The 26854-nt window shown below is 66.6% G+C and carries 29 protein-coding genes; 16 read left to right on the forward strand and 13 right to left on the reverse strand.

The window, feature by feature from the left end; translation table 11 throughout:
* Positions 1 to 75 precede the first annotated feature (75 nt).
* The 9 genes from ABIC28_RS13395 (at position 76) to ABIC28_RS13435 (ending at position 10417) form a co-directional block, all read left to right on the forward strand.
* Positions 76 to 1590, forward strand: a complete 1515-nt coding sequence (locus ABIC28_RS13395; protein ID WP_354579292.1) for an MFS transporter — start codon at positions 76 to 78, stop codon at positions 1588 to 1590.
* Entirely contained in the window at positions 1580 to 2197 is a 618-nt protein-coding gene (locus ABIC28_RS13400; protein WP_245221135.1) for a TetR family transcriptional regulator, read from the forward strand. Before ABIC28_RS13395 ends, ABIC28_RS13400 begins: the two co-directional genes overlap by 11 nt.
* A 162-nt stretch (positions 2198 to 2359) precedes the next feature.
* Positions 2360 to 3031, forward strand: coding sequence for an SRPBCC family protein (locus ABIC28_RS13405; RefSeq protein ID WP_269589695.1), 672 nt, complete (start codon positions 2360 to 2362; stop codon positions 3029 to 3031).
* A gap of 417 nt (positions 3032 to 3448) precedes the next feature.
* Positions 3449 to 3919, forward strand: a complete 471-nt coding sequence (locus tag ABIC28_RS13410) for an Hsp20/alpha crystallin family protein (protein ID WP_257017461.1) — start codon at positions 3449 to 3451, stop codon at positions 3917 to 3919.
* 991 nt (positions 3920 to 4910) lie between these two features.
* On the forward strand, positions 4911 to 5537 hold the full coding sequence (locus ABIC28_RS13415; protein ID WP_354579295.1) for a hypothetical protein: 627 nt from the start codon (positions 4911 to 4913) through the stop codon (positions 5535 to 5537).
* A gap of 109 nt (positions 5538 to 5646) precedes the next feature.
* Positions 5647 to 6312: a DUF6891 domain-containing protein gene (locus tag ABIC28_RS13420; RefSeq protein WP_097211635.1), complete on the forward strand. Its 666-nt coding sequence runs from the start codon at positions 5647 to 5649 to the stop codon at positions 6310 to 6312.
* 119 nt (positions 6313 to 6431) lie between these two features.
* Positions 6432 to 7283, forward strand: coding sequence for a DUF1707 SHOCT-like domain-containing protein (locus ABIC28_RS13425; RefSeq protein ID WP_209928346.1), 852 nt, complete (start codon positions 6432 to 6434; stop codon positions 7281 to 7283).
* Positions 7280 to 8101, forward strand: a complete 822-nt coding sequence (locus ABIC28_RS13430) for a DUF1707 SHOCT-like domain-containing protein (protein WP_097211637.1) — start codon at positions 7280 to 7282, stop codon at positions 8099 to 8101. The genes ABIC28_RS13425 and ABIC28_RS13430 overlap by 4 nt, the downstream gene beginning before the upstream one ends.
* Before the next feature lie 144 nt (positions 8102 to 8245).
* Positions 8246 to 10417: a hypothetical protein gene (locus ABIC28_RS13435; protein ID WP_209928345.1), complete on the forward strand. Its 2172-nt coding sequence runs from the start codon at positions 8246 to 8248 to the stop codon at positions 10415 to 10417.
* A gap of 22 nt (positions 10418 to 10439) precedes the next feature.
* On the opposite strand, the gene ABIC28_RS13440 is transcribed toward ABIC28_RS13435, so the two are convergent.
* From ABIC28_RS13440 to ABIC28_RS13475, 8 genes are all read right to left on the reverse strand, one after another.
* Positions 10440 to 11195: a GntR family transcriptional regulator gene (locus ABIC28_RS13440; RefSeq protein WP_354579297.1), complete on the reverse strand. Its 756-nt coding sequence runs from the start codon at positions 11193 to 11195 to the stop codon at positions 10440 to 10442.
* Positions 11192 to 11971, reverse strand: a complete 780-nt coding sequence (trpA, locus tag ABIC28_RS13445) for a tryptophan synthase subunit alpha (protein WP_258195861.1) — start codon at positions 11969 to 11971, stop codon at positions 11192 to 11194. The genes ABIC28_RS13440 and trpA overlap by 4 nt, the downstream gene beginning before the upstream one ends.
* Complete coding sequence (gene trpB, locus ABIC28_RS13450) at positions 11958 to 13136, reverse strand: tryptophan synthase subunit beta (protein ID WP_108168825.1); 1179 nt, start codon at positions 13134 to 13136, stop codon at positions 11958 to 11960. Before trpB ends, trpA begins: the two co-directional genes overlap by 14 nt.
* A 119-nt stretch (positions 13137 to 13255) precedes the next feature.
* Complete coding sequence (locus tag ABIC28_RS13455; RefSeq protein WP_097211642.1) at positions 13256 to 13642, reverse strand: HsmA family protein; 387 nt, start codon at positions 13640 to 13642, stop codon at positions 13256 to 13258.
* Positions 13643 to 13674: 32 nt separating this feature from the next.
* Positions 13675 to 14115, reverse strand: coding sequence for a DUF7832 domain-containing protein (locus tag ABIC28_RS13460; RefSeq protein WP_097211643.1), 441 nt, complete (start codon positions 14113 to 14115; stop codon positions 13675 to 13677).
* A gap of 85 nt (positions 14116 to 14200) precedes the next feature.
* Positions 14201 to 14461, reverse strand: coding sequence for a hypothetical protein (locus ABIC28_RS13465; protein ID WP_097211644.1), 261 nt, complete (start codon positions 14459 to 14461; stop codon positions 14201 to 14203).
* Positions 14458 to 14664, reverse strand: a complete 207-nt coding sequence (locus ABIC28_RS13470; RefSeq protein ID WP_108168819.1) for a hypothetical protein — start codon at positions 14662 to 14664, stop codon at positions 14458 to 14460. Before ABIC28_RS13470 ends, ABIC28_RS13465 begins: the two co-directional genes overlap by 4 nt.
* Before the next feature lie 89 nt (positions 14665 to 14753).
* Positions 14754 to 15434, reverse strand: coding sequence for a P-loop NTPase family protein (locus ABIC28_RS13475; protein WP_218840969.1), 681 nt, complete (start codon positions 15432 to 15434; stop codon positions 14754 to 14756).
* Between the two features lie 407 nt (positions 15435 to 15841).
* Here ABIC28_RS13475 and ABIC28_RS13480 point away from each other — a divergent pair, with 407 nt between their 5' ends.
* The gene (locus ABIC28_RS13480; protein WP_097211645.1) at positions 15842 to 16483 is read left to right on the forward strand and encodes an SMI1/KNR4 family protein; all 642 of its coding nucleotides are present in this window, start codon (positions 15842 to 15844) and stop codon (positions 16481 to 16483) included.
* 49 nt (positions 16484 to 16532) lie between these two features.
* Here the strand turns inward: ABIC28_RS13480 and ABIC28_RS13485 are convergent, their stop codons facing one another.
* Positions 16533 to 17978 (reverse strand): DUF6924 domain-containing protein, encoded by a 1446-nt coding sequence (locus ABIC28_RS13485; RefSeq protein ID WP_143548445.1) that lies wholly within the window; start codon positions 17976 to 17978, stop codon positions 16533 to 16535.
* A gap of 564 nt (positions 17979 to 18542) precedes the next feature.
* Here ABIC28_RS13485 and ABIC28_RS13490 point away from each other — a divergent pair.
* The 4 genes from ABIC28_RS13490 (at position 18543) to ABIC28_RS13505 (ending at position 21093) form a co-directional block, all read left to right on the forward strand.
* Entirely contained in the window at positions 18543 to 18992 is a 450-nt protein-coding gene (locus ABIC28_RS13490) for an SRPBCC family protein (RefSeq protein WP_097211647.1), read from the forward strand.
* Positions 18993 to 19094: 102 nt separating this feature from the next.
* Complete coding sequence (locus tag ABIC28_RS13495) at positions 19095 to 19616, forward strand: cysteine hydrolase family protein (RefSeq protein WP_097211648.1); 522 nt, start codon at positions 19095 to 19097, stop codon at positions 19614 to 19616.
* Between the two features lie 11 nt (positions 19617 to 19627).
* Positions 19628 to 20062: a MerR family transcriptional regulator gene (locus ABIC28_RS13500; RefSeq protein ID WP_097211649.1), complete on the forward strand. Its 435-nt coding sequence runs from the start codon at positions 19628 to 19630 to the stop codon at positions 20060 to 20062.
* On the forward strand, positions 20059 to 21093 hold the full coding sequence (locus ABIC28_RS13505) for an aldo/keto reductase (protein ID WP_097211650.1): 1035 nt from the start codon (positions 20059 to 20061) through the stop codon (positions 21091 to 21093). The genes ABIC28_RS13500 and ABIC28_RS13505 overlap by 4 nt, the downstream gene beginning before the upstream one ends.
* Positions 21094 to 21117: 24 nt before the next feature.
* Here ABIC28_RS13505 and ABIC28_RS13510 read toward each other — a convergent pair whose 3' ends face one another.
* Genes ABIC28_RS13510 through ABIC28_RS13520 form a run of 3 tightly spaced genes read right to left on the reverse strand, consistent with a single transcriptional unit; the run spans position 21118 to position 23981 of the window.
* Positions 21118 to 21741 (reverse strand): IMPACT family protein, encoded by a 624-nt coding sequence (locus tag ABIC28_RS13510; protein ID WP_097211651.1) that lies wholly within the window; start codon positions 21739 to 21741, stop codon positions 21118 to 21120.
* Positions 21742 to 21770: 29 nt separating this feature from the next.
* Entirely contained in the window at positions 21771 to 22601 is an 831-nt protein-coding gene (locus ABIC28_RS13515; RefSeq protein WP_354579305.1) for a DUF1707 SHOCT-like domain-containing protein, read from the reverse strand.
* A 21-nt stretch (positions 22602 to 22622) separates the two neighbouring features.
* Positions 22623 to 23981: a flavin-containing monooxygenase gene (locus tag ABIC28_RS13520; protein WP_209928327.1), complete on the reverse strand. Its 1359-nt coding sequence runs from the start codon at positions 23979 to 23981 to the stop codon at positions 22623 to 22625.
* A 44-nt stretch (positions 23982 to 24025) separates the two neighbouring features.
* Between ABIC28_RS13520 and ABIC28_RS13525 the strand changes: the two genes are divergently transcribed.
* Both ABIC28_RS13525 and ABIC28_RS13530 read left to right on the forward strand, forming a co-directional pair.
* Positions 24026 to 24946, forward strand: coding sequence for a poly(ethylene terephthalate) hydrolase family protein (locus tag ABIC28_RS13525; RefSeq protein ID WP_354579307.1), 921 nt, complete (start codon positions 24026 to 24028; stop codon positions 24944 to 24946).
* A 12-nt stretch (positions 24947 to 24958) separates the two neighbouring features.
* Positions 24959 to 25420 (forward strand): HEAT repeat domain-containing protein, encoded by a 462-nt coding sequence (locus tag ABIC28_RS13530; RefSeq protein ID WP_108168820.1) that lies wholly within the window; start codon positions 24959 to 24961, stop codon positions 25418 to 25420.
* 228 nt (positions 25421 to 25648) lie between these two features.
* Here the strand turns inward: ABIC28_RS13530 and ABIC28_RS13535 are convergent, their stop codons facing one another.
* Entirely contained in the window at positions 25649 to 26833 is a 1185-nt protein-coding gene (locus ABIC28_RS13535; protein WP_354579310.1) for an FAD-dependent monooxygenase, read from the reverse strand.
* Positions 26834 to 26854: the final 21 nt, after the last annotated feature.

The following is a 26854-nucleotide window of genomic DNA, read 5'->3' on the forward strand; positions in this document are numbered from 1 at the left end:
CTTCAAGTTTTGACAGTTACTACTAAATGCGAGACACTCTCATTATCGAGTAGACCCCAAATGATAGGAACTGCCATGAAAGCACCAGGCGTGCGCCGTTGGCTGGCCCTCGGCGCCCTGGCCGTCGCCATGCTGACCATCGGACTCGACGTCACCGTCCTGACCGTCGCCCTGCCCACCCTCGCCGTCGACCTGCACGCCGACACCGCCGCGCTGCAGTGGTTCAGCGGCGCGTACACCCTCGCCCTCGCCGCCTTCATGCTTCCGGCCGGCGCGCTTGGTGACCGCTACGGACGCAAGAAGTTCCTGCTCGCCGCCCTACTGCTGTTCGGCGCGGCCTCGATCGCCTGTGCCTTCGCGGCCTCCTCCGGACAGCTCATCGCCGCCCGCGTGGTGCTCGGCGTCGCGGCGGCCGCCATGATGCCGCTGTCCATGTCGGTGCTGCCCGGCCTGTTCCCCGAACCGGCGCAGCGTCAGCGCGCCCTCACCATCTGGATCACCTCCACCGCCATCGGCCTGCCGCTCGGCCCGATCCTCGGCGGCTGGCTGCTGCAGAACTTCTGGTGGGGTTCGGTGTTCCTGCTCAATGTGCCCATGGTGGCCATCGGGGCGACCGCCGTCGCGCTACTGGTGCCAGAATCGAGCTCCGACAACAAGTTCCGGCTCGATCTGCCGGGTGTCGCCCTGTCGATCGCCGGAATGCTCGGTCTTACATACGGTTTCATTCGCTGCGGACAGGAAGGCTGGGATGATGGCCTCGCCTGGGCGGCCATTCTCGGCGGCGCGCTCGTGCTCGGGGCGTTCGTGCTGTGGCAGCGGCGCGCGGCCTATCCGCTGATCGACCTCGGCCTCTTCGGCGCACGCGGATTCCGCTGGGGCACCGTCTATCTGGTCCTGGTCAACTTCGCCATGTTCGGCATCTTCTTCACCATGCCGCAGTACTTCCAGTCCGTGCTCGGCACCGACACCCTCGGGAGCGGACTGCGGCTGCTGCCACTCATCGGCGGGCTCGCCGTCGGTAGCCGGGTGGTGGACAGGGTGCTGCCCAAGGCTGGGCTGCGCGCAGTGCTGACCGCCGGATTCGCGCTGCTCGCAGCCGGACTCGGCATGGGTGCACTGCTCACCGTGGACAGCGGCTACGGGCTCGCGGCCACCGCGCTGGTCCTGCTCGGCTTCGGCATGGGGCTGGTCATGCCCGCCGCCATGGGTCTGGCCATGGACGACCTCACCCCCGAACGCGCCGGCTCCGGCTCCGCACTGCTGCAGGCGCTGCGGCAGGCGGCGGGAACCATCGGCGTCGCCGTGCTAGGCACCGTGTTGTCCACGCAGTACCGTTCCAGCCTCGGCGAGCTCAACCACGACCCCGTCTCCGACGGTGTCAACGCCGGGATGGGAGTCGCGCACAAACTCGGCGATCCGGCCATGCTCACCCACGTGCAGACGGCGTTCATGGACGGCATGAGCGTCATGCTCTGGGTGTGCGCCGCGATCTGCCTCGCCGCCACCGTTCTGGCCGCGACGCTGACCCAGCGAAAGCCGGTGACACCGGAGCCCGAGACCGATGCTGCACAATCGGTTCATGCCAGCTGAGTCCACCAACGCTCTACATTCCGAAGAACCCGCACGTCGGCCCAAGCCGACGCTGCGGGAACGGAAGAAGGAACGCACTCGGCGCACCATCCGCACCGAGGCGTTCCGCCTCTTCCGGGAGCAGGGCTATACCGAGACCACCGTCGAACAGATCGCGGAGGCCGCGGACATCTCGCCCAGCACCTTCTTCCGCTACTTCCCGTCCAAGGAGCAGGTGGTACTCGCCGACGACCTGGATCCGGTCATGATCCAGGCCATCGAACGCCAACCGGCCGATATGCCGCTGCTCGCGGCCTTCCGCCAGGCCACCATCGAATCCTTCGAGGAGATCTCCGACGAGGACTACGCGTTCGAGAAGGAACGGATCAACCTGGTGTACTCGGTGCCGGAACTGCGCGGTGTCATCGCCCGGGAATTCGAGCGCAATATCGAACTGGTCGTGGGACTCGCGGTGGCGCGAACCGGGCGCAGCACAGAGGATTTCGAGATCCGCGCACTTGCGGGCGCGCTCACAGGGGCCATGCTGGCGCAGATGGGGCGCGACCCGTTCGATCTCGATCAGATCCTGCGCATCATCGATTTCCTGGGTTCCGGAATGCCGATCTAGACCGGCCGCACGCCGGTCAGGCTCGCCACCGTGTCGTCGCTTGCGGTCGAGAAGAATCCGCCCTCCACGTCAACGAGGCCGTGTCGTTTGAAGGCACGGGCGGCGTATCATTCGCCCGGTCGCCGAAGGGCGGCAGCGGTCTCGACGGATGAGGAAACGCGAATGGTCGAACGTCCTGAGCAGATCTGCGGACAGCGAGCCGGGAGCTCGGCACCCAAGCTTGTCGCAGCCTGCGTGCTGGCCGCCTGCATCACGCTGGGCGGCACGGGAGTCGCCGGGGCCGATCCCGATTCGGGTTCCTCGTCCGCACTGGACGCGGAATGGGAGGCCTCGTGGGCCGCCTACGAGTTCGAGGAGAGCCAGGCCGGTTCGGCACTGGTGACGGTGAACGTCGACCTGCCGGTCACCATCGACGCGCCCATCGATCGCGTGTTCCCGGCGTATTCGAACTTCTCCAACGGCTTCGGACGGCACCCGTTCCTGAAGGGCGTGCTCGATCGCCGCAAGTACACCGAGGGTGGCGCCGACGTATGGGAGTTCATCGCCCTCGAGAACATCCCGGCAGGTCCGATGTCGATCCCGGGACGCACCGTCGGGCAGCAGCGGGTGTACGCCGCCGACCACTGGTACAGCACCGATACCTGGGACATGCCCGGCGTGATCACCCACCAGAAGGTCACCTTCGCCGAGGACGGCGACGCAACCACGGTCACCGAGCACCTGACGTTCTCGGCGCCGGCGGCGCTGATCGACTACACCGTGCAGAACGGCGTGTCCTCGCACATCGCGAACCAGCAGGCCGTGCAACGCGACATCGAAAACGGCACGCTCTAGGCGCTGATCGCGCCGGCCGAGGGCCAACCGCGCTCATATCTGTGATCACGGGGCATCGAGGCGGTGATCGCCGAGCCGGAGTGATGCTCGCAGCCCGCAACGGAATGCTCAGCATCCCGCCGGCGGAGCCGGTGCGACTGCGGATCAACTCCTGGATCCGAGCCCAGCACCTGTCCGACAACGTCGTCGACAGCGTCAGATGTCACCGCCTGTCAGAAGCGACGCAGACTCGTCCGCACCGACGCATAGGAGCGCCTGGACTGCCCCGAGCTCCACTGACTCGTCAACCAAACCGGGGGCAATCCCCTGGCACTGGCACTAGTGCCTGCGAAGTGCTAAACCGAAAGGAGTACAGCCGAGCCGATATCCCACCACGGTGGCGGGGTGCGGCCCACCAACCTGTAGGAGGTGGTTGCTGTGCCACTTCGATTCGATCCATTCCGCGATTTCGACAGGCTCACCGAGCAGGTGCTCGGGGCGTCGGCCGGATCCGCCCGGGCCCCACGGTTCATGCCGATGGACCTCTACCGGTCCGGCGATCACTACGTACTGCACGCCGACCTTCCGGGTGTGGACCCAGGTTCCGTCGAGGTCAGCGTCGAAGGCGGCATCCTCACGGTGAAGGCCCAGCGCAGCGAGCGCACCGAACATGATGTGCAGTGGCTGGCCTCTGAACGTTTCGCCGGGGGTTACATGCGCCAACTGTCTCTCGGCGACGGAATTGACTCCGAGCACATCGCCGCGACCTATCAGAATGGAGTGCTCACGGTCACCCTCCCGGTGGTGGAGAAGGCCAAGCCCAGGCGCATCGAGATCACTCCCGGCGCGAGTGAGGAAAGGAAGATCATCGAGCCCGCCGACGCACCCGAGCAGGCCAACAAGACGTAGATTCTTCACAGGACGGGTTCAAGCTTGCCGGGGCGGTCAGCGCGGGTCGGCGGCGGATAGGCGTGCGGATCGACGACGGCATCCCCGTCAAGCGATCTCGACTGGCTTCGCCCTCGATCGCGTCTAGCTAAGTGCGCGTCCCCAGCTCCAAAGGACGTTTGCGTGGGCCCGCTCGAGTTCTCGATTCTCCGCCCTTCGAGCAGTTGCGGGGCGACGACCGGCTCGCTCCAGCGCTACTTCGCGCCCCAAGTTGTGATCCCCCTGACCGGTCCCCTTGCCGGTGCCTTCTCGTCGTGCTTGCGAGTGAGGTTTCTGGCGACCGCTAGGACAGCGCGCGCTGTCGTCGCCCTGGCTGACTTGTCGGCATCACCTGTGCGCTGAGAGTGCTGGCGCGGACGAGAGGCATTGCCGCTACTCGGACTCGACCACATGGCCGTCTGGGTTTACGCCCCACCATCCGCCGCAGAGGAGGAGCTCCGATCCGAATCTGCTGTCGCGAATCACGATCGTCCTGTTCGGATCAGGCCGCACAGGATCGTCGTCACGAGTGTCAACTCCTCATGAAGAAGCTGGGAACCAGCGAGCACCACAAGTTGACAGATTCGAAATATACCGAATGCGGTCGGGGTTTTTCGGTGCGCGAGAGTCGGTTTCAGATCAGGTTCGACTGCCATTAAACAGATCCCGCCGCACCCGGTCTAATATATGTGCGCCAAGTGCGAGTCCAGATCGGACGGGTCACGACGAGAATTCAGCGTCTTGCACGCGGCACGCATCGCGCGCGAGCCGTGCCCAGAGATTGCACGAACTTCTGCCGCTGGTCGTATGACAGGCGACTCGAGTCATCGACTGACAGGTTCCGGCGTCGACCTCTGAGACCGACGCCGGCTATGTCTATCCTCCGCCGTACCACCAACCACTGTGTCGCTACGAACCGCTACTCTCCTACCCACTGCGATCAACAAGATCGGACTCGTGGACGAATGGAGCGATGATGGGCATCCAGGGATGCAGCGAGTCCGGAACCCCCGATGGTGCAGAAGCAGCGGCGACGAGTATTCCTGCACCGCTTCTTCGGGACTACCGCCACATCGGAGGAATCGAATCAATCGCGGTCGACGGCACTCGGTACTTCTTCGGCTACGACTTCAGCGAGGATCTGGTGCTTTCCCCACTCATCGACGACACCGAACTCATGTCGGTCTTCGCGGAGACGCACATGGAGCAGCGGGACGGCCTGCACGATCGCGAGTACTGGCGGGATCTCGTTGATGGATCACTCGAATACTCAGGGTTGGCGGAGCCGGAATCTTGCTCCTTCGAGTCCGACCAACTGCGCTTGATCGTCACCTCGCTGAAGAATATTGCCGAGACCGGAGTGCCGGCGCCTGACTTCGACTACCCCTACCACCTGAGATTCCTGTTGTCCTCCGCCGGGCAGTGGGAAGAGCAATTCACCGCAACCGAAGAGGGCATGACGGCCCTCCAGGGCATCGAGAGCTCTGCCGGAGGGACCACGCTCGAGCAGATCGCTCGGGACGTTCTCCTCGAGACTCGGAATGCGATGAATGTTGCTGGGGGAAACTGGGCAGAGGTCTTCAACGCACTCGCACACTGACGACGCGGTACCGCTCCCCGACGCTGAATCCACCCGTGGATCGACGAAAGCTAGCATCGTCGCTGCCGGGCGATTTGCCCGGTTCCGCTCGTTATCCGGAGGTGGCGCTGTGAGCGCGTTGTCGAACCCGAACACGTTCCCGCCCTACGCCACCCTGCCCGACCTGCCCCTCGACGAGGACGGCCGCGTTGAGCTGACCCGGCAGATCTGGGATCAGCTGATCACCGGCCGCGGCGACGCCGACGATTTCGTCGACACCTACGGCGACGACTACGACCTCACCGACGAGCAGCTCCGGGCGGCGTTCGCCGCGCTCCGAACCGCACGGCTGCTCCAGCAGACGGAGATCGGCCCGTACACCTCCCGCACGATCGCCGCGTTCGAGGAGCTCAATGCCAACGGCGTGGTCGCCCGCGCGGACTTCTCCTGCTGCGGCAGCTGCGCGTCCGGCGAGATCTGGGGCGAGCTCGACGACAGCCGCCACTGGATGGGCTACGCCTACTTCCACCAACAGGACACCAGCGGTCTCATCGAGGACGGCGAGACCTATATCGGGTACGGCGCGTTCCCGCCCGAGGACTTCGACGAGGCCACCTACGACACGCTCAGCGATGACGCGAAACAAGACCTCTACACGGCCGACGTGACGCGCCTGCTCGACGACGTGATGTTCCCCGTCTTCCTGCGGCACGGCATCGAGCCGGAATGGAACCGCGACCTGGGCACGAGGGTGCTGCTCAAGAACGCCGACTGGTACAGCCCGATCGAGGCGTAGCGCCCGGTCGAGTGGGCGTAGCCGCACGTGGGGACCGAAATACGGCATGGACAGGTCGGGACCGGATCGGTCCGGAGCCGGGCGGACAAGGTTCCGAACGGTTTCCTAGGATCACGTGCGTGCCTGATCAGGTTTCCTCCACTCGCGCGCGCGATATCGATCGCGCCCAGACATGCGGGCTGCTCGACGCCGGCTACGGCGAGGGACAGCTCGACCCGGCCGAGTACGAGGCCCGCACCGCCGCGGCAATGAAGGCCAAGACGCTCGGTGAACTCGACGCGCTGGCCTCGGACCTGCAGATTCCCGAGCATCTCGTCGAGGCCGCACGCGCTTCCGCACCGGTACCACGCAGGCGCGTTCCCGGACGCGTCGTGGCCGCCGGTGTCGTCGCGGCCGTGGCGGTCGTCGGAACCGTCGTGTTGATGACCCGAGGCCACGACGCGGCACCCGCGACGGTCGTCGCAGCCGAACCGGTTCCGGCGCCCGTCGCTCCTGGCGAGCCGCAGCCGATCGTGATCGAACCGCTCGATCCGCGCTCTCCCGCCGCGATCCGTGACTTCCTACATCAGTACGAGCAGACGTTCGGGGATCTGCGGGTGGATGAAGTGCTGTTCTACCCGACCTACGTGTTCTTCACCCGAATGCTGCAGGACCAGCCGCACCGCGAGCAGAGTTGGAGCTTCCGCGCCGGCTTCTCCACGTCGGGGTCGCCGAGTTCACGCACCTCCGACACCGACACGGTCGATCTCGCAGCCCTCGACATCGACCGGCTCGGCGAGCTGATCACGACGGGGGCGGGCCTGGTCGGGATCCCGGCGGGAAAGGTGGAGCACATCTTCGTGCGCCCCGATTCGTCGACCGGCGAGGGTCTGGTCAGCGTGTTGTTCCAGGACAAAGACGATCGACGGGGAATGGTGGACACGCGCCTGAACGGCACGGTCGTCGACGTCTCCAAGGCCGAGGGACGATGACCACACCGAACAGCCGGCGCCCTCGGGCCTCGGCACTGCGGCTGCGCGCCCGCGACGTCGACCGCGCCGCGGTGTGTGACGTCCTCGATGCGGCGTATTCCGACGGCCAGCTGAGCGATGTGGAGCACCGACATCGGACCGAGGCGACCCGGTCGGCGCGAACGCTCGCCGACCTCGACCGACTCGTGCGGGACCTGCAGGTACATCCGGATCTGCACGATGCCGTGCCGACACCGCCATCACTGCGGGACGCCCGCTGGGCCGTCGCGCTCTCGGCAGCCGTGGTCCTGGTGTGCGGAATCGTGGTGGTCACGTCGGCCCGGGATCACGACGAGCCGGCCACCGCCGCCGCGACGACCACGGAGTTGACCACCGCGGCAGGACTCGGACGGATGCTCGACGAGATAGCCCACCAACTGGGCAACTCGGAGGTCGACCAGCTGACCGTCTACCCCGAGTACGCGACGTTCTCACGCCCGGTGCCCAGCAAACCCGGCCTCGCGCAGAGGTACGAGTACCAGGTCGAAAAGGGACAGGCCCGGATCACGGAAAACGGGACGTCGTCCAATCGCACCGAGGGCGTTCCCATCAACCTGGCGGAGCTGCGCCCGAACGTCCCGCGGGTGATCGGGCTGCTCCACGGCGCGGATCGCACGCTTCGCGTGGACGACCCGACCCGGATCCACATGGAAGCGAAGCGCGGCGATGACGGGCCGGTCGTGAGCATCCACTTGTGGAACGAGGACGCGGGCGCGCAGGGCTTCCTGACGGTCGGGTTCGACGGCGCCGTCCGCAGCGTCTACCGAAGCGACCAATAGTTCCTCGCCCTGCAAGCGACGCCAGGCCCATCAACTCGGCTACACGATCACCTGAAGCGGCGGATACGCCGACCCGTCGCGGTGGCGGCGCAACTGTGCAACTGCCCTGTCCGACACCGGGCAGTTCAATGACAAGGAGACCCCATGAACAGCGTGTCCCGGCGCACCCACCTCGCCGAGGTCGACTGGCCGACACTGGAACACGCCTACGGCGACGCGAGCGATGTGCCCGGCTGGATCGAGGGGCTCGCCGGCGCGGAGACGGTCGAGGAGTCGCTGCACGAACTGTGGGCGGCGGTGTTGCACCAGGGAACCCTCTATGACTCGACCGCGCCGGCGATGACGTCGATCGCGTCGGTGCTCGGCGCACGGCAGTCCGCGGATGCGGAGAGCACGGCGTGGTTGCTGCTGATGTTCGCCGACACGGTGCGTGCCTACGAACAGGTCGAGGTGGACGACGCCGAGACGGCCGCCCTGGTCCGGTCGGCCCGGGACTCGTTGATCGATATCGCGGCGCTCGTGCGACCACTGATCGTCGACGACGGCTCGGAGGCCGCGGCCGCGGCATTGCTGCAGGCCGCTGCGCGCACGGCCGATTCCGCTGCCCTCGACACGCTCGCGGCGCGGGCGTGCTCCCGCCCGGCGGAGCAGGTCGAGCAGGCATGTGTCGCCGCGCTCACGACTCTCGGTGTCGATGTCTCGGCCGCCCTCGCTGACGGGGATCCCGGCCTGGTGATGGCGGCGACGCTCGCGCGGATCACGGCCGGGGGCACTGAGACCACCGATCTCGACGCGCTCGTAGCGGGATGGGAGCTCGCCGTCGAGGTGGCGCCCCGCATCGCGTTCGGCGTCGGAAACCTCCCGGAATGGTTGAGCGAGGTCAACCCGGAGGCATCGGCTGTCGTACTCGCCGCGCTGCCGGCGCCGGACGAGACGACGATCGCAGGGCTCGTCGATGTCGTCATCGGTTCCCGGAGCAACGCTCCGGCGGCGGTCCGTCGCTTGCTCGCGCTGGCGGCGCTGCCTGAGGCCAGGCCGGAGGCGATGATCGCTGCGCTCCGGCAGTGCCCACCGACACCCGAGGTCTGCGACCTGCTCGTCGCCCTCGCGGAGCGGGTCACTACGGGCGACACCTCCGCCATCGGGTCGAGCACCGTCGACACGGATGCTCGGGCAGATTCCGCGCTCGCTCTGCTGCGGGCCGGCGACGGACGGTGGGCTCGCCCGATGGCTCAGGCCCTGCTCACGAACCCCGCCGCGCGCGGCCTCATGGTTGCCGCCTCCGCGTCGGGACGGTCCGCGCTCGGCTACGCGCTCGTCCGCGAACACGCACCGTCCGCCACCATGCTCATCGTCGGCATCCGGCAGGCGCTGCGGCAGCAGCCTCCTGCCGATCCGTCCCGCGACGGCGCCGGACACCTCATCGAGTTGCTCGCCTCCTGGCCCGCCGAGACTGCCGCCGAGGCCCTGCCCGAGGTACAGGAGATGCTCGCGGTCGCGCCGAAGCAGTCCGCCGACGCGCTCGCGACATGGGGCGACACCGCCGGCATCGACCGCGTCCGCGAGGCGAGCGTTTCCGGCGACGCGACCGTGCTGCTCGCTCTCGCACGCCTGACGAAGGACCCGGAGGACTTCCATCGCGTCCTCGACGCTGACCTCGAGTACAGGGAGTCCGCGGTGCTCGCGCACTGGGCTGACCGCACCGATCCGCGCTTCCTCGACTGGTGCCGCAGCCTCGTCGGCGAGGAGCCCGCGACGAGCGACTACCAGCGAGATAACCAGCTCGCCTCACTACGCATTCTCGCCGCCACCGACCCGGGCGAGGCCGCAACCGGCTGGCCCGTGCTTCGCAGCATCATCGACGAGGGGCGCGGCCCGATCGAAGAAGCCATCGGTCTCGCGCTCGAGTGGCGCGCCCAGCAGTTGCTACCGCCCAAGGCGCACACCGACTTCGAGGCGCTGCTCGCCGACCTCGTCGTCACCGACCGCAAGAACTACAACGGCCCGCTCATCAAAGCCAATGCCGCCGCCGCGATCGCCCTCCTCGACCTCGGGCTGCCCCTGCCCGGCACTCCCACACGAATCGTGAAGATCGTCGCGGGTGCCCTGACCGACCGGTGGGCACGCGATCTCGGCCTCCGACTCGCCGAACGGCTGGCGGCAGCACCGGCAACGGTCCGCCGCGAGGTCGCGAAGAAGCTCCGTTCCCTCGTGGACCGCGACGATCGCTTCGACTCCAGCGGCGACATCGCTGTCGAGGATGAACGCGCGCTTGCCCGCCTGCGCCCGATCCTGCACGACCTGGAGATCGACTGAACCCCGCCGTACCCACACGTCGTCAGGTGTGCCGGTCGTTGATGCGATAGGTGACGCGAAGCTGCTGGGGCCCGCGGTCGATGTGGATCTCTGCGATGTCGGACGGAATGAGGGCGGTGTCGTGCAGGACCGGGGTGCCGTCCTCGGTGACGTTCGTCCGGCGACTGAGCATCGCCGGGCTCTGCTCCGGGCGCGCCAGCAGTTCGGCTTCGGCAGCACCGAGCGTGGTGACGGTGATCGACTCGTTGGCCGAGGCGACCGGGTAACCGTGTTGTGCGAGAACCTGATACAGCGACGCGTCGACCAGTTCATCCGGGGAGATCCCCATTCCCCGCGGGATGTAGGAGTACTGGAGCACGGCGGGATGCGTGTCGATCACGCGGTGGCGGGTGACCACGAGCACCTGCTCGGTCGGCCCGAGGTGCAGCGAGCGGGCGACCTCGGGTGGCGGAATCTCGCGCGCTGACCCGAGAATGTGCGTCTCGACGTTGGCACCCTGCGCCCTGAGATCATCCGCAAACCCCGATAGGTGGAGCAGGTTGTAGGTGTACCGCTTGTTCGCCGGGAAGGTACCCGCGCCCGGACGCATTTCGATCAGCCCGTCGTTCTCCAGCAGTTGCAGTGCCTGCCGGAGGGTCATGATCGTGACACCGTAGGACGCCGCGAGTTCACGCTGCGCGGGCAAGGCGTCGTCGGACTGCCATTCGCCGGTGTCGATCCTGGCCCGCAGGTCGTCGTAGATCGCCAGGTACTTGGGCAGTCGAGATTGCCTGGTCACGGAATTGCTGCCTCGTCGAGTCGTTGGCGGAAGTCTTGGACGGTTCCCATGATCGACGCCGCGGTCGCACCCTCGAGCACCGGGTCCATCAGCGCCGAGGCGACGACCACGCCGTCGGAGTACCGAGCGGCCCGTGCCGCGCGCTCGGGTGAGTCGATTCCGAACCCGATCACAACCGGCAGACCGTCCGCCGACCGGAGGCGTTGGGCGAACTCCCACCCGCTCTCGTCCGTGGTCCGGTGCCGCCCGGTCGGCGCCATCGCGCCCATCGAGTAGACGAATCCGCCACTGGCCCGGGCGATTTGCTGCGCCGTGTCCGCCGATGTCGACGGGGCCGCCATGAGCACCGGAGCCACGCCCGCGGTGTGGGCCGCCGCGAGATAGTCCGCCGATTCCTCGAACGGCAGATCCGCGACAATGGACCCGCTGATTCCGGCGGCGGCGATCGCACCCAGGTAGTTCGGGACGCCGCGCGAGACCAGGTGATTGCTGTAGGTCATGGCGATCAGCGGCACGGACACGTTCGGGAGTTCGTCCATGATTCGTTCCACCTGCGCACCCCGCTGCAGAGCGGCGAGGGAGGCGCGCTGGATGACTGCCCCGTCCAGCATCGGGTCCGAGAACGGGAGCCCGATCTCGACGGCGTCGGCACCCCCGTCGATCATGGCCTGCACGAGATCGGTCCAATCCTCTCGGATCCCGCCCATGACATAGCCGATCAGGCATTTGGAGCCGCTGTCGCGGACCTTGCGAAGCGTCATCTCAAGCACGTTCACGGTCGAGTCTCCTGACTTGTTCGGCATCCTTGTCGCCGCGGCCGGACACCGTGACCAGGACGGTGGAGTCGGGAGCGAACTGTCGGTCGCGGGCGGCCTGCGCGACCCAGGCGAGCGCGTGCGCGGACTCCAGGGCGGGGAAGATGCCTTCGAGTCGCGCGAGCTGCCCGGCCGCGTCGAGGACCTGCTCGTCGGTGACGGTCACGTAGTCCGCGCGGCCGAGCTCGGCGAGGTGGGCGTGCTCGGGCCCCAGCCCCGGATAGTCGAGACCGGCAGCGACGGAATGCGCTTCGAGCACTTGACCCGCATCGTCCTGCAGGTAGAGCGACATCGAGCCGTGCAGCACACCCAGGGTGCCGTTGGTGGCGCCGGCGCCACCCGCACCCTCGACGCCGACGAGTCGCGCCTGCGACGAGGCGAACCCGGCGAACGTTCCCGCCGCGTTGGATCCGCCACCGACGCACGCGACGACGATGTCGGGGACGCCGCCGGCGAGCAGGTGCGCGCACTGCGCCGCCGCCTCGATCCCGATCACGGACTGGAACTCGCGAACGATCCACGGGTAGGGGTGCGGCCCGAGCACCGAGCCCAGGCAGTAGTGGCTCTCGTCCGCCCGAGTGACCCAATGCCGAAAGGCCTCGCTGGTGGCATCCTTCAGCGTCCTGGCGCCGGTTCGAACCGGAATCACCTGCGCGCCGAGCGTCTCCATCCTGTAGACGTTGAGCTCCTGCCGGGCCATGTCGACCTCGCCCATGTACACGGTGCACTTCATGCCGAGCAGTGCAGCGGCCGTTGCCGTGGCGACGCCGTGCTGACCGGCGCCGGTTTCCGCCATGAGTTCGCGCTTGCCCATCCTGCGGGCCAGGAGTGCTTGGCCCAGAGCATTGTTGAGCTTGTGACTGCCAGTGTGATTGAGGTCCTCACGCTTGAGCAGGACGCGGACGCCGAGTGCCTCGGAAAGCCGCAGTGCCCGCGTGACGGGCGTCGGCCGTCCGCAGTACTCGGCCAGGAGTCGGCTGAGTTCCGCCCGAAACTCCGGGTCCGCCCACGCATCGCGGAAGCCTGCTTCGACCGCGCGGCATGCCGGCGCGAGCGCCTCGGGGACGTACCGCCCACCGAATCGACCGAACCTGCCGGACAACCCAGGGTCGCCCATTGGTGACATGGCCACACCCACCCCCAATTCTTTCCAGTGTTCTAGTGTTCTAGAACAATATCAAAGTAGCAGGCCGGCGAAGGCGCAGCGCAGCCAGAGTCACCTAGGTCCGGCTGGCTCAGGCCGCGCTAGCCGGTCATGGCGCCGATGGCCCCCGTGAAGTAGGGCACCAGCCAGATCGTCCACACGACCAGGCTGAACTGGTGGAACTTCGCCTTCTCCGAGGGGCGATCGCGGAGCAGGACAATGACGGCCCACACCAGGTGAATGGCCATGAGCACGATCGCCAAGGCTCCGGTGACGATCATGATCTTGTCGAAGGTGGATGTTCCGGTTTCCGATGACCCGTCGGAGATTTGGCTCATCAGGAAGGTACCGGTGGCGTCGCAGACCAGGCCGAGCGCGAAGGCGCAGGCGTGCCACCACTTCAGGGTCTTCTGGATCCGTTCCGACCACACGCCGATGGAATAGAAGACCAGGGCAAACGTGATGACGATGATCGCGGTGGCCAGCATGTCCCCGAGACTAGCCACCACCATGGAGGTGGTCATCGGAGGTAGCGCGGCCGCCCGGCGTCCACCCAGGCGCGGAAGCGTGCGGCGATCCGATCCGCGATCACGGCGTACGTCTCCCAGCTGTCCTCGACCCGGTAGATGTTCGCCGCTGTGGTGTCGAACGCGTCGAGATAGTCGTCGATGTACCGGGAGTCGTCGTTCTCGCCGGCGTAGTACGCGACGGCGAAGGCGTTGCCGTCGGCGGTGAGATCGTCGCTGACGAACTTCTCGTCGAGCACCTTCAACAGAAAGCCGCCGGGCGTCACCTCCCGAGACTCGAGTGGTTCGAGTTCATCCTCGACATCCTCCCCCGCGAAACCGCTCAGCAGGCACCACGCGACAAACATGCCGATGTGAGTGCCACCAGCAGCATTCGGCAGATCGTCGGGAAACCTGCCGCCGTAATGCCAGGCGGCGTCGTCGTATTTCGTCACGGATTCTCTTCCTTCGGTTCGGTCCACGTTGCAGTGCGCCACGAACTACATCGTCGCTCGGATCAGAGCTGTCGATTCTGTTGGTTCACGGCAATCCAGGCCACGATCTGGGTCCGCGAGGCGCGACGAGGTTTGCCACCTCGGTTTCGCGGCGGGTCAACACGGATACCGCGGATTTCGTCGGGGGCTTATCGGCGCGCTGGTCTCCGAGTGCGTACGCGACCGCGTCGTCGATGCTCACGGCGGCACCGGTGCGGAATGCGTCGCCGTAGGCTTGATTCCCGAGCGCGTCGCGGGTGAGCGCCTCACATTCGTCGTGGTTCCCGAGCAGGTGCGGTTGGGTCACTGAAACGCTCCCGAGCGTCTGCGAGAGGTTCTTCCGGCGGCACCCATCAGGACGGCGGCGCGCGTCGGCTTGTCTTCGCGTATCGCGATCCAGGCCAACGTCTCCAGGCACCAGCCGGCCACGAACGGGACGCTGACCTTTCCGATCAGCCGCAACGTCTGTTCCATCAGGGTTGCGGCCCGATCGGCCGCTCCCGCCCTCACTCCATCACCACGATAGATGGAAAGCTTTTCGGAACAGTGTTTCTGACGTCCGACAACCAGGACTGAACAACACGAACCAACCCCCGCCGTCACGCGTCGAGGTGACCCCCGCCCAGCGACCTGAGCCACGCATCGACCTCACGCTGTCCCGCGAGCCGAATCACTGGCCACCCCGACGCGACCCGCACTGCCATCCGCTGCCGAGTGACAGCGTGCTGTGTCCATGCCCAGAGAATGATGTTGTCCTGCGGATTGCGCTTCACCCACGACAACGGACTCTCACGGTTGCCGTGCCACAGCTCCTCGCGCAAGAGACCGCGCCGAAGCGTGCGCCGGATAACCCTGCCCATCACGACCGGCCGGGAGTGATCGAGCCACACGACCGCGTCGGCGCCACCCGGCGTGCCCGGGTCAAGTAAGCCATCCAAACGCGATGTCCAGTTGCCGTCGATCACCCACCCGCTCGGGTGCTCGGCCGTGAAATCGCGAACAAGCGAACGTGCCTCGTCGAGATCGCGATACGTCCAATCAGCGTCCCAGAAGACCGCATCGAGCTCTAGGCGTGGAACGCCGAGAACCTCCGATACTCGCGCCGCGAGCCGACTCTTGCCGGCCCCGGACGTCCCCAGAACACGCAACCTGCGCGGGACAGATGCGGCCGTCGAATGGGTGGCAGCAGCCTCACGGACCATCCACTCAATGTAGGGCGTGCCCGGAACCACCAACCACTCGATACACACGGCACGACCCGGACCGTGCAGCAGCGGCACTCGGAGGTCCAGCCCGCCCCGATCTGGAACGGGCTGGACCTGCCGGTAGCGGACTCGCTTGAGCGCTACGACATCGAGACGAGGCCGGCGCCACCCCAGATCGCGAGGAGCCCGACTGCGCCGACTCCCGCGATGGTGCCAATCTGACCGAGCTGTTCGTCTGAAGAACCCATGGATGTACTCCTTTGTTGATGGTCGGGTTGTCGTACCAGCGGGCAGCGAAATACGTTGCCCGACTGGACGACGCCACATTCATACATGCCGAGTCCCCCAGCTCGCATTCATGCACGTCGGGGCTGCACCAACGGGGCAACGCGAATAACTCGAGTTGCCTGCACGGCGGTCAGCGCGGGTGCGTCCGCGACTCGTACGCCTAGTCAGGAGCACGGTTTGCGTAGGGTTCGCTCATGACTGTCGCCGCCGAGTGGGCAAGGCTGCTTGACGTCCTTCGAGAGGTCGCGCCCAGCACCGCGAACTCGTTCCGCCCACCCGCCTCGCCCGAGGCGCTAGCCCGGATCGAAGCCCTGACGGGAACGGTCTGGCCATCTGAACTGCGCGAGTTCTTTTCGCTGCATGACGGTCAGATCGACAATTCTCCGGCGGGTGGCGGCTCGGGAGAGTTGCTCCCCGTGCAGCATCTTCTCAGCCTCGACGGGGTTGCAGACTGGCACGCGATGTCAGCCGAAGTGTGGCGCGAGCTCGCAGATGCGGACACCGACTATTACGAAGGCGGATACGACGGCGTGTGCGTTCAGCACCCGAACGCCGGCTCAACCGCCATGATGTTCCTCCCGAGCTATATTCCCATCGCCGAACTAGACGCCTACGCGTACTTCTGCGACACCCGCCCGGGTGAACACCACGGCTGTGTACGCGAATTCGACAAGTACTCCGCAGACAGCCACGGACCCGCCTGGTCATCCATCAGCGCGATGCTCGCAGGAGTCCGAACCTGCATCACCGACTCCCTCCCAATCGGATATTGGGTGCCAGTCATCGAAAATGGCATCCTGTTCTGGGAAGTCGTCGACAACAGCCAAGGCCCATAGCGGAGCCATACCCCATCGAGATCAGAGGCCCGCACAGCCGTTTGCTCGTTCAGGAGAATCCGCGATAGACCCCGTCGGGGCCGGCAGAATCGGCGAAGTCCTCGAAGTCCATGTTGGCGAGGGAGAGGTTGTTCTCGATGGACCACATCTGCGACGGGATCACCCTCACGGTCTGGCCTCTGCCATGACCTGAGTCTGCGGGTCCGGTGTCCACGGCGAGGATCGGATGTTCGGGGTCGGTGATCGTGGTGGTGTCTGCGATGAACACGTAGTACGGGGGCCGGTCACCGATCCGTTCGAGCAGATCTGAGATCGACAAGCCGTCGTTCGCAGGGTTGTCGATACAGGTCAGGCACGCCATGAATTCGGATTCGTCGCCTTCGCCGGCCGCCATCGCCGCGGCGGCCACCTCGCGCCAGGCGGCGCCGTTGCTGAAATCGGTTCGGATGAACAATGAATCCCCGCCTCGATCGCCGAGGTAGTCGTCGAGGTGGCGACCTGTCCCCAACATTTCACTGAGTTCGGCGTCGGCCCGTTCGGCTGTGTCACGGTCGAGCATCTCGCGGATCTGCGCGGCGGTGGTGGCCGGCGGGTCAGCCGGAACGATCGAGCCGATGATTCGTGCGCAGTCGTCGGAGTCGATCAGGTTGTGGCTGCGGATCTCAAACGTCCATGGACCGATTGCTTCGCGGTGACGCAACGGTGTCTGCCCTTGCATCCAGGTGATCTCGGGCTCGCCGACCTCGGTGACCCATTGGCGCAGAGTGAGGTAGCCGTACTGAGCCGTCACCTGCAGATCCATGGCCCCGGTTCGTGGATCACCGTCAACCGGTTGGACTTCGATGGTCCGCGGCAACCAGGCGACCTGCGGCCGCGGCATCTGCGCGAGCGCCTGTGCCTTCGCTTCATACTCGCGCTGAGCAGGGGTGATGAACCGATCCTCTTCCTCCCGGACCGGGCCGATCCAGGTGAACAACGCCGGATCGAAGTCTTCGTCGAAATGGGGTTTCGCCAGTTCCATCACCTGCGAACCTATGGACCTCGACAGGACGATGCCCAGTTCTGCGTCGATCACGTAGGTCACCTCACCACCTGGCATAGCGTCGGCGAACTGGACCTGCCAGCCTGCGCGGCCGCGGACCTCCACTGGACGAGGCAGACCCGTAGGGACCAGCCGCTGCTCCGTCCCTGAATCTTCCAGTGGCCACGTGGCATACGCCTGCAGGAGTTGCCATGGCGCGGCACCGCTGGTCATGACAAACCGATTCGGAGATTTGGCCGTGTGGACCATCACTCCGTCGTCGGCGAGGCGGTACTCATCAGTGTCGTTCTCGATGTAGGTCGCTTCGCCGGCTGCGTCCTCGATACGCCACGTCGTGGGCGGCAAGAACCACACCCGCCCCGTGAAGGTGTCGTCGCACCACATGTCGGCGCGGACGGACCGCCCCATCGTGCTGTAATTCAAACCTCGTATCTGCGGCCACGTCATCGACATCCACCCAACCTAGGACGTTTCTCTACTCAGCCGGGTACTTGTCCACGAAGTCGCTTGTAACGCGGCACCCGCCGGCCCGTATTAACAGACTGTCGATCACCTTTGCTGGGGGAGGCAATTCGAGATGAACCGCACAGTGCTCGTCGCGGCTTGCGCACTGACAGTCAGCCTCGGGGCCGTCTTGGCACCCAACGCAGCGGCGCAAGATATCGGCTTGCGCGAGTACCCGTGCAGCGACCAATTCCGGTGCCGTGGGCACTCGACGCATGGAATGGCCTCAACAAGGTTGCGTTCAGCCCCTTCGGATCCGACAACATCCACTGCGTCACCTTCCACGGAATGACCGCTGTGTACCAGCTCGATCCACAAGGGAGAAGGCGCGCTCTCAATCCCCCAGCAGGGTTCTTGATCGGCGCATTTGCACGTCAGCTCTATTTCTGGGATCCCGCAACGTACTGACCAACAGTGACGCGTCTCGAGTGCGAGCGACCCGCTGAGCGCTACGCCCCGCCGCGGCAACCGCGTCACGGCGACCAGATTCGGATTCGTTGAGGAGGTGCACCGGTGATAGCTGATGCAGAGTTGGATCCCGCTGCGGTCGAGATCGGCAGCTTCTTCCCGCATTCGCCAGACGCCGTTTGGCGTGCTCTGGCAGAACCGGCACTGCTCGAGCGATGGTTGATGCGATCGGTCGGCTTCGCCGCGTCTGTCGGGACGCACTTCACTTTCGCAGTGCCGGGTCAGCCGACCGCCGAGATCGCCTGCGAAGTCCTGGCGGCTCGGCCAGGTGAGCAGTTGATCCTGAGTTGGGTCGATCTGCGAGCCGCGCATCCTGCGCGGTGGACCGTTGACTGGACGATCCGGCCACAGGGCGATGGCACGCGATTTCTGCTGACGCAAACAGGATTTGATATCGACGACCGTCGGCAGAGAATGGCGCGCAATGCCTTGGAGCGGGGATGGAAGGTGACCTTGTCGCGACTTCGTGAGGTACTCGACCACCTTGAAACCTGAGGTTCCACAGTCGGAGACCAGTCCGAGTCATCACGAACGCGCCGACAGCGCTCGTATCAGCGGCTTGCGCTGGAGTGCGCTCCAGTCGCTAGCGTGCCGCGGATGGCCACCACCACCGCACTGATCGAGATCGACTTCCAACACTGGATCGTCGCGCTGGCGCACGACCGCGAGGTCGTCGGCCGGGCGGCGTTGGCCCGTACCCGGTTTCGGACCGAGGGAGCGCTGGTCGTGTGTACCCGGTACCTGAGCACGGACCCGACCGATCCGATGCGGTCGGATCCGGCGGGCCACGGCGCGTCGTTTCATCCGGTGCTGGCGCCGGACGAGGGAGATCAGGTGCTGACGAAGTACGACCGCGACGTCTTCACCAACCCCGATCTGGACACGAACCTGCGCCTGCGTGGGATCACCGATGTCGTATTCACCGGCATCGCCACCGAGCACGGGGTTGCGCTCGCGGCGAGGTCGGCGCGCGCGCTCGGGTACCGCGTGTCCGTCATCGCCGATGCCTGCGCCGGCACGACGGTCGGGTCCCACCACCGGGCACTGGCCGCACTGGCGACGGAGGGAATCACCGTGGTCCGAGCCGACGCTTGCGCTGGAGTGCACTCCAGCACCTAGCGTCGGTACCCATGACGACGGCACTGGGCATCGCGCAGGTCTCCGAGGCGACCGGGCTGACCCGCGACACGCTTCGCTGGTACGAGCGTGAGGGTCTGATCCCGCGTATCGAGCGCGGGAGCGACGGGCGCCGCCGCTACGACGACGCCTCGCTGCGGACGATCCAGCTGATCATTCGGCTCCGCCGCACCGGTATGCCAGTGGCGGAGATCCGGCGGTTCCTCGAACTCTACGAGGAGGGTGCAGCCAGTCACGGACGCCGGATGACGCTGCTGCTCACGCATCGCGAACGAGTACTCGCCCAACTCGACCAGCTGCACCAGGACCTCGACGCGATCGACGACAAGGTCGAGCACTACCGAGGGCTGATCGACCGCGGCCTGGACTGCGGCAACGCGCCGATCACCGACCTCACCGTTCTCGAACGACAAGGAGATTCCCTATGAGTCAGGCACCGACGGTCGAACTCGGCCACGGGCTGGCGGTCAGCCGCATCGGCTTCGGCGGAATGGCGCTGAGCCACGTCTACGGACCGACCGATCCGTCCGAGGCGTTGACCACCCTGCACCACGCCCTCGACATCGGCGTCACCTTCATCGACACCGCCGACGTGTACGGCCGACCCCGCCCGGACGCGCTCGGGCCTGCCGGCACCAACGAGGAACTGATCTCCGAGGTGCTGCGCACCCGCCGCGACGAGGTTCAGCTCGCGACCAAGTTCGGCATCACCGGCAGGATCGGTGACCAGCCCGGGGACACGCCGACCCGCGGCGACCGCGACTACGTCCGGTCGGCGTGCGAGGCCTCGCTGCGGCGACTCGGCACCGACGTCATCGACCTGTACTACATGCACCGACGTGAGCTCGGCCGGCCGATCGAGGAGACCGTCGGCGCGATGGCCGAACTCGTCGAGGAGGGCAAGGTGCGGCACCTCGGGCTGTCCGAGGTGACCGGTGACGAGCTGCGCGCGGCCGCGGCGGTGCATCCGATCACCGCGGTGCAGAGCGAATGGAGCATCTGGTCGCGCGATGTCGAGCGTCAGGTGGTGCCCGCCGCGATCGAGGTCGGGGCGGGTTTCGTGCCCTACTCGCCCCTCGGACGCGGATTCCTCACCGGCACGCTGACCAAGGAGAGCGTGTCCGGTTCGATGCGCAAGGGACAGCCGCGATTCGACGAGAACTTCGAGGCGAACCAGGTCGTCGTGGACGTGGTGCGCGCGGTCGCCGGCGAGGTGTCGTCCACGCCGGCGCAGGTGGCGCTGGCGTGGCTGCTGGCACAGGGTGAGCGGCTCGGCGTGCCGGTCGCGCCGATCCCCGGCACCCGGCGGGCGGCGCGGGTCGACGAGAACGCGGGCGCGGTCCGGGTGGCGCTCGGCGACGACCAGATGTCGAGGCTCGACCGGGCGGCGGATCTGGTGACCGGCGATCGAAACCTGACGTTCAACGGACCGCAATGGATTTCGACGGGGCGAGAGTGACGTCGACGCCCGCTGGCGGCCTGCTCACACATCCACCCACCGTGCACCCGCCGGGACGAGCTCGCCTGCGCCGGCGGTGATCTCGGCGACCGTGTCGGCCAGCCGCGCGGGGTCACGGGTGGCGAGGGTGAGGGCGGCGGCCGCGCCGTAGGCGGTGTCGACGACGGCGACTCCACGACCGCGCAATTCGGCCTCCACCCTGCCGGCGGTGTCATGACCGACCTCGAGCGTCAGCAGCTCGAGGCGTTCGCGGCCGACCAGTGGCGCCGCGTCGACCACCGCCGCCACCGCCCCCGAGTACGCACGCACGAGCCCACCTGCGCCGAGCTTGACACCGCCGAAGTACCGCGTCACCACCACCGCGACGTCGACCAGGTCCCGGGTGCGCAGTACCTGCAGCATCGGCACCCCGGCGGTGCCGCCGGGCTCCCCGTCGTCCCCCGCGCGTTCTGCCCGCTCCGAGGGCTCGTCTCCGGTGATGTAGGCCCAACAGTGATGCCGCGCATCGGGATACCGGCGTCGCTGCTCGTCGAGGAAGTCCTGCGCCTCGGTTGCTCGGTCGGCGCGCCGCAGCACCGCGATGAACCGGGAGCGTTTGACCTCGGTCTCGGCCACGATGTCGGTGCCCGCAGGCAGCGTGGAAGGCATGGTGGTCCAGTCACCAATTCCGGGCGCAGTCACGCGGCCTGGACGTCAAGGATCTTGCCGCGGAGTGTCGCTGTCACGTTCCCCTTGTAGGCGTCACCGTCCTCGACGTACACCGTGACGCGAGGCTCGGTGCTGGAGGCGCGGATCCCTACTCGATCGATGCGCCCGCTGGGCAGGCGAACCAAACCGGGAGCGTCGGCAATCAGTTGGCCGATCCGGTCGACATCGAGTTGCTCGAGATCGACCGTGGCCTGGTCCCGATCCCGGTTCCTGGGCTCCGTCCATGGTTTGAATCCGCCGGTGAACATCCATCGCTGCGAGCGGTGCGGCTGACCGGGCATCACCCGGTCGACGACAGCATCGTCCCGGTAGAGGTCGACATCGTCGGCAGTCGTGTCGCGAAATTCCTGCTCGAAGCGGCGCAGAAACTCGCGGATGCCGTCGGCTGTCAGGGTGTCGACCGGCTCACCAGCAGCCACAGGTTGTGCAGGGGTCGATCCGGACGCGCTGATCGACTGATCGCTGTCGGCGGCGCGGCCGAACAGCAGATAGCCGAAGCCGAAGCCGCCGAGGAGAACCACCACTGCGACCGCGACGACCAGTCCTCGCCCCGGCAGGCCGGAGCGGCGGGCCGGGGCCTCGGGTGCACTCGACAACTCGAGAAGGTGGGCGGGGATCTGCAGGTCAGCCGTCAGCCTGCTGAGGTCACCGATCGTTGCCGCGTGCATCGCGGCCGCGGTGCGGGCCTCGTACTCGTCCACACCGAGCTGGCCGTCGCTGTACGCGGTGTCCAGCAAGGTACAGGTCTGCGAACGGTCGAGGTCCCGTGCTCGGGTGGTAGCTGAATTCAAATCGGACACCCACCAATCCTAGGAAAGCGGTCAGCGGGCGGCCCGGGCGCGGCGGGCGCCGCGCCGGCGCTCGCGTTCGAGACTCCAGAGGTAGTGGTCGAAGTCGACCTCCATGGTGTGTCGCGGCGAGTCGTAGAACCGCCGCTTGGCGCGATCGTGCTCGGCCGTCATCTGCGACCGGATCTCGGCGTCGGGCGGCGGTAGGTACCGGCCGGCGAGGGTCTCCGCGATCCACACGCTCTGTGCCTCGGCAAGTGGCATCACCGCGCCGAGCGGCTGCAGAAGCCCGACGAAGTACAGGCCGGGAAGATCCGGGTGCACAGTTCGCCTCCACAGCGGCAGGTCGTTCTCGGGGGCGGCGACGAGCTCCGGGTCGAGGAACGGAAAGCTCACCCGGTAGCCGGTGGCCCACACGATCAGGTCGGCCCGGGACCGGGTCCCGTCCTCGAAAACGACTGTGTCACCGTCGAACCGGTCGATCTTCGGGCGTGGGATGATCGCACCGGCCTGCAGTCGCGCGCGGATCTGCTCGGACTGAACCGGGTGCGCTTGACCGGGCCGATGTGTCGGCCGCGGGAGCCCGTAGCGGGTCAGGTTACCGGCCGTGAGGGCGGTGACGCGGAGTCCGGCAGAGATCGCCCAGCCCGGCATCCAGCCCGGCATCACAAATCGGTCGGCGGGCTTGCCGAGCAGCATCTTGCGCATCACCCAGTGGCTGCGCCGCACCGCCAGCGTGGTGCTGCGTGCGACCTTGGACGCCTCGACTGCGATGTCGAGACCCGAGTTCCCCATGCCCACGACCACCACGTCGCGGCCGGCTAGCTGGTCGGCGGTGCGGTAGTCGTGGGAGTGGATCTCCTCGCCGGTAAAGGTTCCAGGAGTGGGGTCCGGCCAGCGGGCGTCCCAGTGGTGCCCGTTCGCGACCAGCACGGCGTCGTAGCTCTCCACGCGCTCGCCGGCGGGGCCGGTCGTACGCACCGACCATGTGCCGTCCGGTGCCCGCTCGACCTGCTCGACGGTGGTGCCGAAGGTGATGGTGTGCCGGAACCCGAAATGCTCCACGTAGGACTCGAAGTAGGCCCGGACCTGGTCGTGCCGCGCGTAGGGCGGATAGTCGTCGGGCATCGGGAAGTCCGAGAACGCCATCCGCGGGCAGGACGTGTTGATCTCCAGCGTCTCGTAGCAGGCAGACACCCCGTTCGGGTTGTCGTAGACCCAGTTGCCGCCGATCACGCTGCCCTGCTCGAAGCAGTCGAACGGGATGCCGGCGACGTGGAGCGCCTTCGCCGCGGCGATGCCCGACGACCCCGCACCGATCACGCACACGCGGGGCCGGGTCTCGACGTTCGGGGCCGGGACGCTCCGCCGGGATTCGACAGAATTGTGCATGGCGGCATGCTCGCACGCGCCCACGCTGGGTAGCATGCGATTTCGTGACGTTACGGCGACCTCTACTTCCCACCACCCGACGCACCCGGACACTGCTCCTCGCCGCGATCATCGCGATGCCGATGGCGTCCGGGTTCTCGGCACCGGCACTCGCATCGACTCCCGCGCCAGGTGCCGCGGCGCCTGCGGCTCCCGCTGTTCCAGAAGGGCAATCCGTCAGCGAGCGCTACGCGGCCACCGGCATCCACGCCGTCGCATCGGTCGCGGTGCCCGGATATCAGGTGTTCCACCCCGCCGACATCGCCACCAGCCCCGACCGTCATCCGGTGGTCACCTTCGGTAACGGCAGCCACGCGACGTACGAGCAGTACGAGGAGTTGCTACGCCACCTGGCCTCCTGGGGATTCGTCGTCGTGGTCGCCGACAGCAGCGTCACCGGTGACGGGACCGAGATCCTGGCGGCAGCGCGCTACATCCTGGCGCAGAACGACAACCCGGAGAGCGTCTTTCACGATCGCATCGACGTCGCTCACGTCGCGGCGGTCGGACATTCGCAGGGCGCCGGGGGATCGATCAACGCCAGCACCGACTCCGACGGTCTCATCACCTCCACCGCCGTGCTCGACCTGCCCGATCCGTGGTGGGCCACCCGGCCCGTCGACGAGATCGACGTCGCCCGGCTGACAGGTCCGGTGTTCTACCTGACCGGGTCAGACGATCCGGTCTCGACGGCCATACCGCAGGCCGCCTATCACTCCGTCAGCCCGGGGCCCGCTGCCCGCGGCCGCCTGCTGGGGGTGGGGCACAACTGGCCCACCGACGGGGGCGGATTCCGCGGGTACCTCACCGCGTGGCTGCGCTTCACCCTCACCGACGACACCGACGCCGCGCGCGCCTTCGTCGGTCCTGCACCGGAACTGTTGGCCGACCCACGGTGGGACGGGACCGCGGTCAAGGGTTGGTGAGCCGAGAGCTTCATGAGTTCCGAATCAGCAGCCGCACGTGACTTGGTCAGCAACTTCGCGCAGTGGAGCGCGGATAGGCGTTTCTCCGCACTGCGAACATTCGTTCCCGAGGATGGCGACGGATCCCTGCTGGCCCATTTTCTGCTCGCGGTAGCGGCTGATGTGTCAGAAGACGACTTGGTGAGGATCGAAGCGGTAAGGGTCTTCGCGATCCTTCGGATCGATGACGATTCCCTTGCCGAGAGATGCCGCGGGGCACTGATCCACCTGGCCCGGACAGACGACGATTGGGATGTCCGCAACGCTGCTGGTTGTGCGGTGTTCGACCTGCCTGGCGCCGAGCGTGAACTCGAGACGATGCGCTCCTTGATCGCGGCCGAGCAAGAGGACTTCGTGCGCGAGAATGTCGGAGCCGCACTGGACATGTTCCTCCGGCGCCGTGATTCCGCTTGGTTCCACCCGTTGGACACCTGAACGCACACCCGCCGCCACACGAGAATGGAACACATTCAGAATTGTGGGATCGGGAGCCCTCCTCGAGCGTGATCAGCGCCTGGTCGGCCTGACCGATCCGCCTGCAGCCCAGGAGGACCCGCCATTGGTGAACGCCCATCCAGTCGGCCAGGCCGCATGCTCAGCTGAGTAATCCAATGCAAGCGCCGCATCCGGACCCGTGGGTCGGACACTGCAGTAACCCCTACTTCAGTGTGTACCTACGATTTCCGGGTAGTTCTTCAACTCGATATCATTCTTCGAGTTCTCCGCGGACTTCACCATCATGTCGAAGAACCTCGACTGCAGAAACCAGTTGCGCAAGCGCAGACCCAGCGCGGTCTTCGGCGCCAGGAACCGCCCGGGCTGCGCACCATTGGCCATCTTGCAGTAGCGCTTCATCATTTCCTGGTAGCGGCTGAATGCCACGGCGTAATCGCAGCCCGCGGTGGCCAGTTCACCGGCGAGCACATAGGCACCGACAACGGCGAGACCGGTGCCGAAACCCGCGAGGGTGCTGCCGTAGCCGGAATCGCCGAGCAGTGCGACGCGACCCTTGACGAAGGTCTTCATGCTGACCTTGCTGATCGAGTCGAGGTAGAAGCCGTCCAGGCCGGGTAGCTCGGCCAGCATTCCGGGCACCTCCCAGCCCACGCCGGCGAACTTCTCCGCAATCAGGCGCCGCTGAGCATTGAAATCATCACGGTCGTAGTCGAGTTGTGGGGAGGCGAACAGATACATCTGACCGGCTTTGGAGCCGCCCACGAGAGCCAATCGCCCCGGTGCATTGTGACCGTGTGACACCGCGCGTTCACGCAGCCTGCTCCCGTCGAGCTCCCAGTGCGAGGCTCCGGCAATGCAGTAGTAGTAGCCCTGATGTTTGACGAAGTCCTGTTCAGGACCGAAGGTCAGCTTCCGCACCCGGGAATGGATGCCGTCGCAGCCGAAGACCAGATCGAAGGTGCGGGCGGGCGCGCGGGCGAATTCCACATCTACGCCGGCGGTGGTTTCGGTAAGGGCTGTGATGGTGTCGCCGAACAGGTATCGGCAATTGTCGGCGGTGCGCTCGTACATGACCTCGGATAGGTCGCCGCGCAGGATCTCGATATCGCCGCCGGTGAATTCACCCGAGATGAGGGCCTGCTGCCGACCCTGCGCATCGACGAGCACCATGTCGGTCTTGCCGGTCTGGCGGGCCTTGATGTCCTCGATGATGCCCATGCGCTCGAGCACTGCCATATGCGTGTGGCCGGTGAAATCGATCGCCTGGCCGCCGCCCCGCAGGGCGGGCGCCTTCTCCACAACGGTGACGTCGAAGCCGTAGCGGTCCAGCCAGTAGGCCAGGGCGGGACCGGCGACGCTGGCGCCGGAGATGAGGACGGTGGTGTTGCGCATTTCGAGGACCCCTCCATTAAC

The sequence above is a fragment of the Rhodococcus sp. PvR044 genome, from assembly GCF_040548995.1.
GTDB classification, from domain to species: Bacteria; Actinomycetota; Actinomycetes; order Mycobacteriales; family Mycobacteriaceae; genus Rhodococcus_G; species Rhodococcus_G oryzae.

What these genes read in the sequence shown, in the direction of transcription:
- ABIC28_RS13395 (WP_354579292.1), top strand. Translation starts at nt 76, where the DNA reads ATGAAAGCACCAGGCGTGCGCCGTTGGCTGGCCCTCGGCGCCCTGGCC.
- ABIC28_RS13400 (WP_245221135.1), top strand. Translation starts at nt 1,580, where the DNA reads ATGCCAGCTGAGTCCACCAACGCTCTACATTCCGAAGAACCCGCACGT.
- ABIC28_RS13405 (WP_269589695.1), top strand. Translation starts at nt 2,360, where the DNA reads ATGGTCGAACGTCCTGAGCAGATCTGCGGACAGCGAGCCGGGAGCTCG.
- ABIC28_RS13415 (WP_354579295.1), top strand. Translation starts at nt 4,911, where the DNA reads ATGATGGGCATCCAGGGATGCAGCGAGTCCGGAACCCCCGATGGTGCA.
- ABIC28_RS13430 (WP_097211637.1), top strand. Translation starts at nt 7,280, where the DNA reads ATGACCACACCGAACAGCCGGCGCCCTCGGGCCTCGGCACTGCGGCTG.
- ABIC28_RS13435 (WP_209928345.1), top strand. Translation starts at nt 8,246, where the DNA reads ATGAACAGCGTGTCCCGGCGCACCCACCTCGCCGAGGTCGACTGGCCG.
- trpB (WP_108168825.1), bottom strand. Translation starts at nt 13,136, where the DNA reads ATGTCACCAATGGGCGACCCTGGGTTGTCCGGCAGGTTCGGTCGATTC.
- ABIC28_RS13455 (WP_097211642.1), bottom strand. Translation starts at nt 13,642, where the DNA reads ATGCTGGCCACCGCGATCATCGTCATCACGTTTGCCCTGGTCTTCTAT.
- ABIC28_RS13480 (WP_097211645.1), top strand. Translation starts at nt 15,842, where the DNA reads ATGACTGTCGCCGCCGAGTGGGCAAGGCTGCTTGACGTCCTTCGAGAG.
- ABIC28_RS13485 (WP_143548445.1), bottom strand. Translation starts at nt 17,978, where the DNA reads ATGTCGATGACGTGGCCGCAGATACGAGGTTTGAATTACAGCACGATG.
- ABIC28_RS13495 (WP_097211648.1), top strand. Translation starts at nt 19,095, where the DNA reads ATGGCCACCACCACCGCACTGATCGAGATCGACTTCCAACACTGGATC.
- ABIC28_RS13500 (WP_097211649.1), top strand. Translation starts at nt 19,628, where the DNA reads ATGACGACGGCACTGGGCATCGCGCAGGTCTCCGAGGCGACCGGGCTG.
- ABIC28_RS13505 (WP_097211650.1), top strand. Translation starts at nt 20,059, where the DNA reads ATGAGTCAGGCACCGACGGTCGAACTCGGCCACGGGCTGGCGGTCAGC.
- ABIC28_RS13510 (WP_097211651.1), bottom strand. Translation starts at nt 21,741, where the DNA reads ATGCCTTCCACGCTGCCTGCGGGCACCGACATCGTGGCCGAGACCGAG.
- ABIC28_RS13520 (WP_209928327.1), bottom strand. Translation starts at nt 23,981, where the DNA reads ATGCACAATTCTGTCGAATCCCGGCGGAGCGTCCCGGCCCCGAACGTC.
- ABIC28_RS13530 (WP_108168820.1), top strand. Translation starts at nt 24,959, where the DNA reads ATGAGTTCCGAATCAGCAGCCGCACGTGACTTGGTCAGCAACTTCGCG.
- ABIC28_RS13535 (WP_354579310.1), bottom strand. Translation starts at nt 26,833, where the DNA reads ATGCGCAACACCACCGTCCTCATCTCCGGCGCCAGCGTCGCCGGTCCC.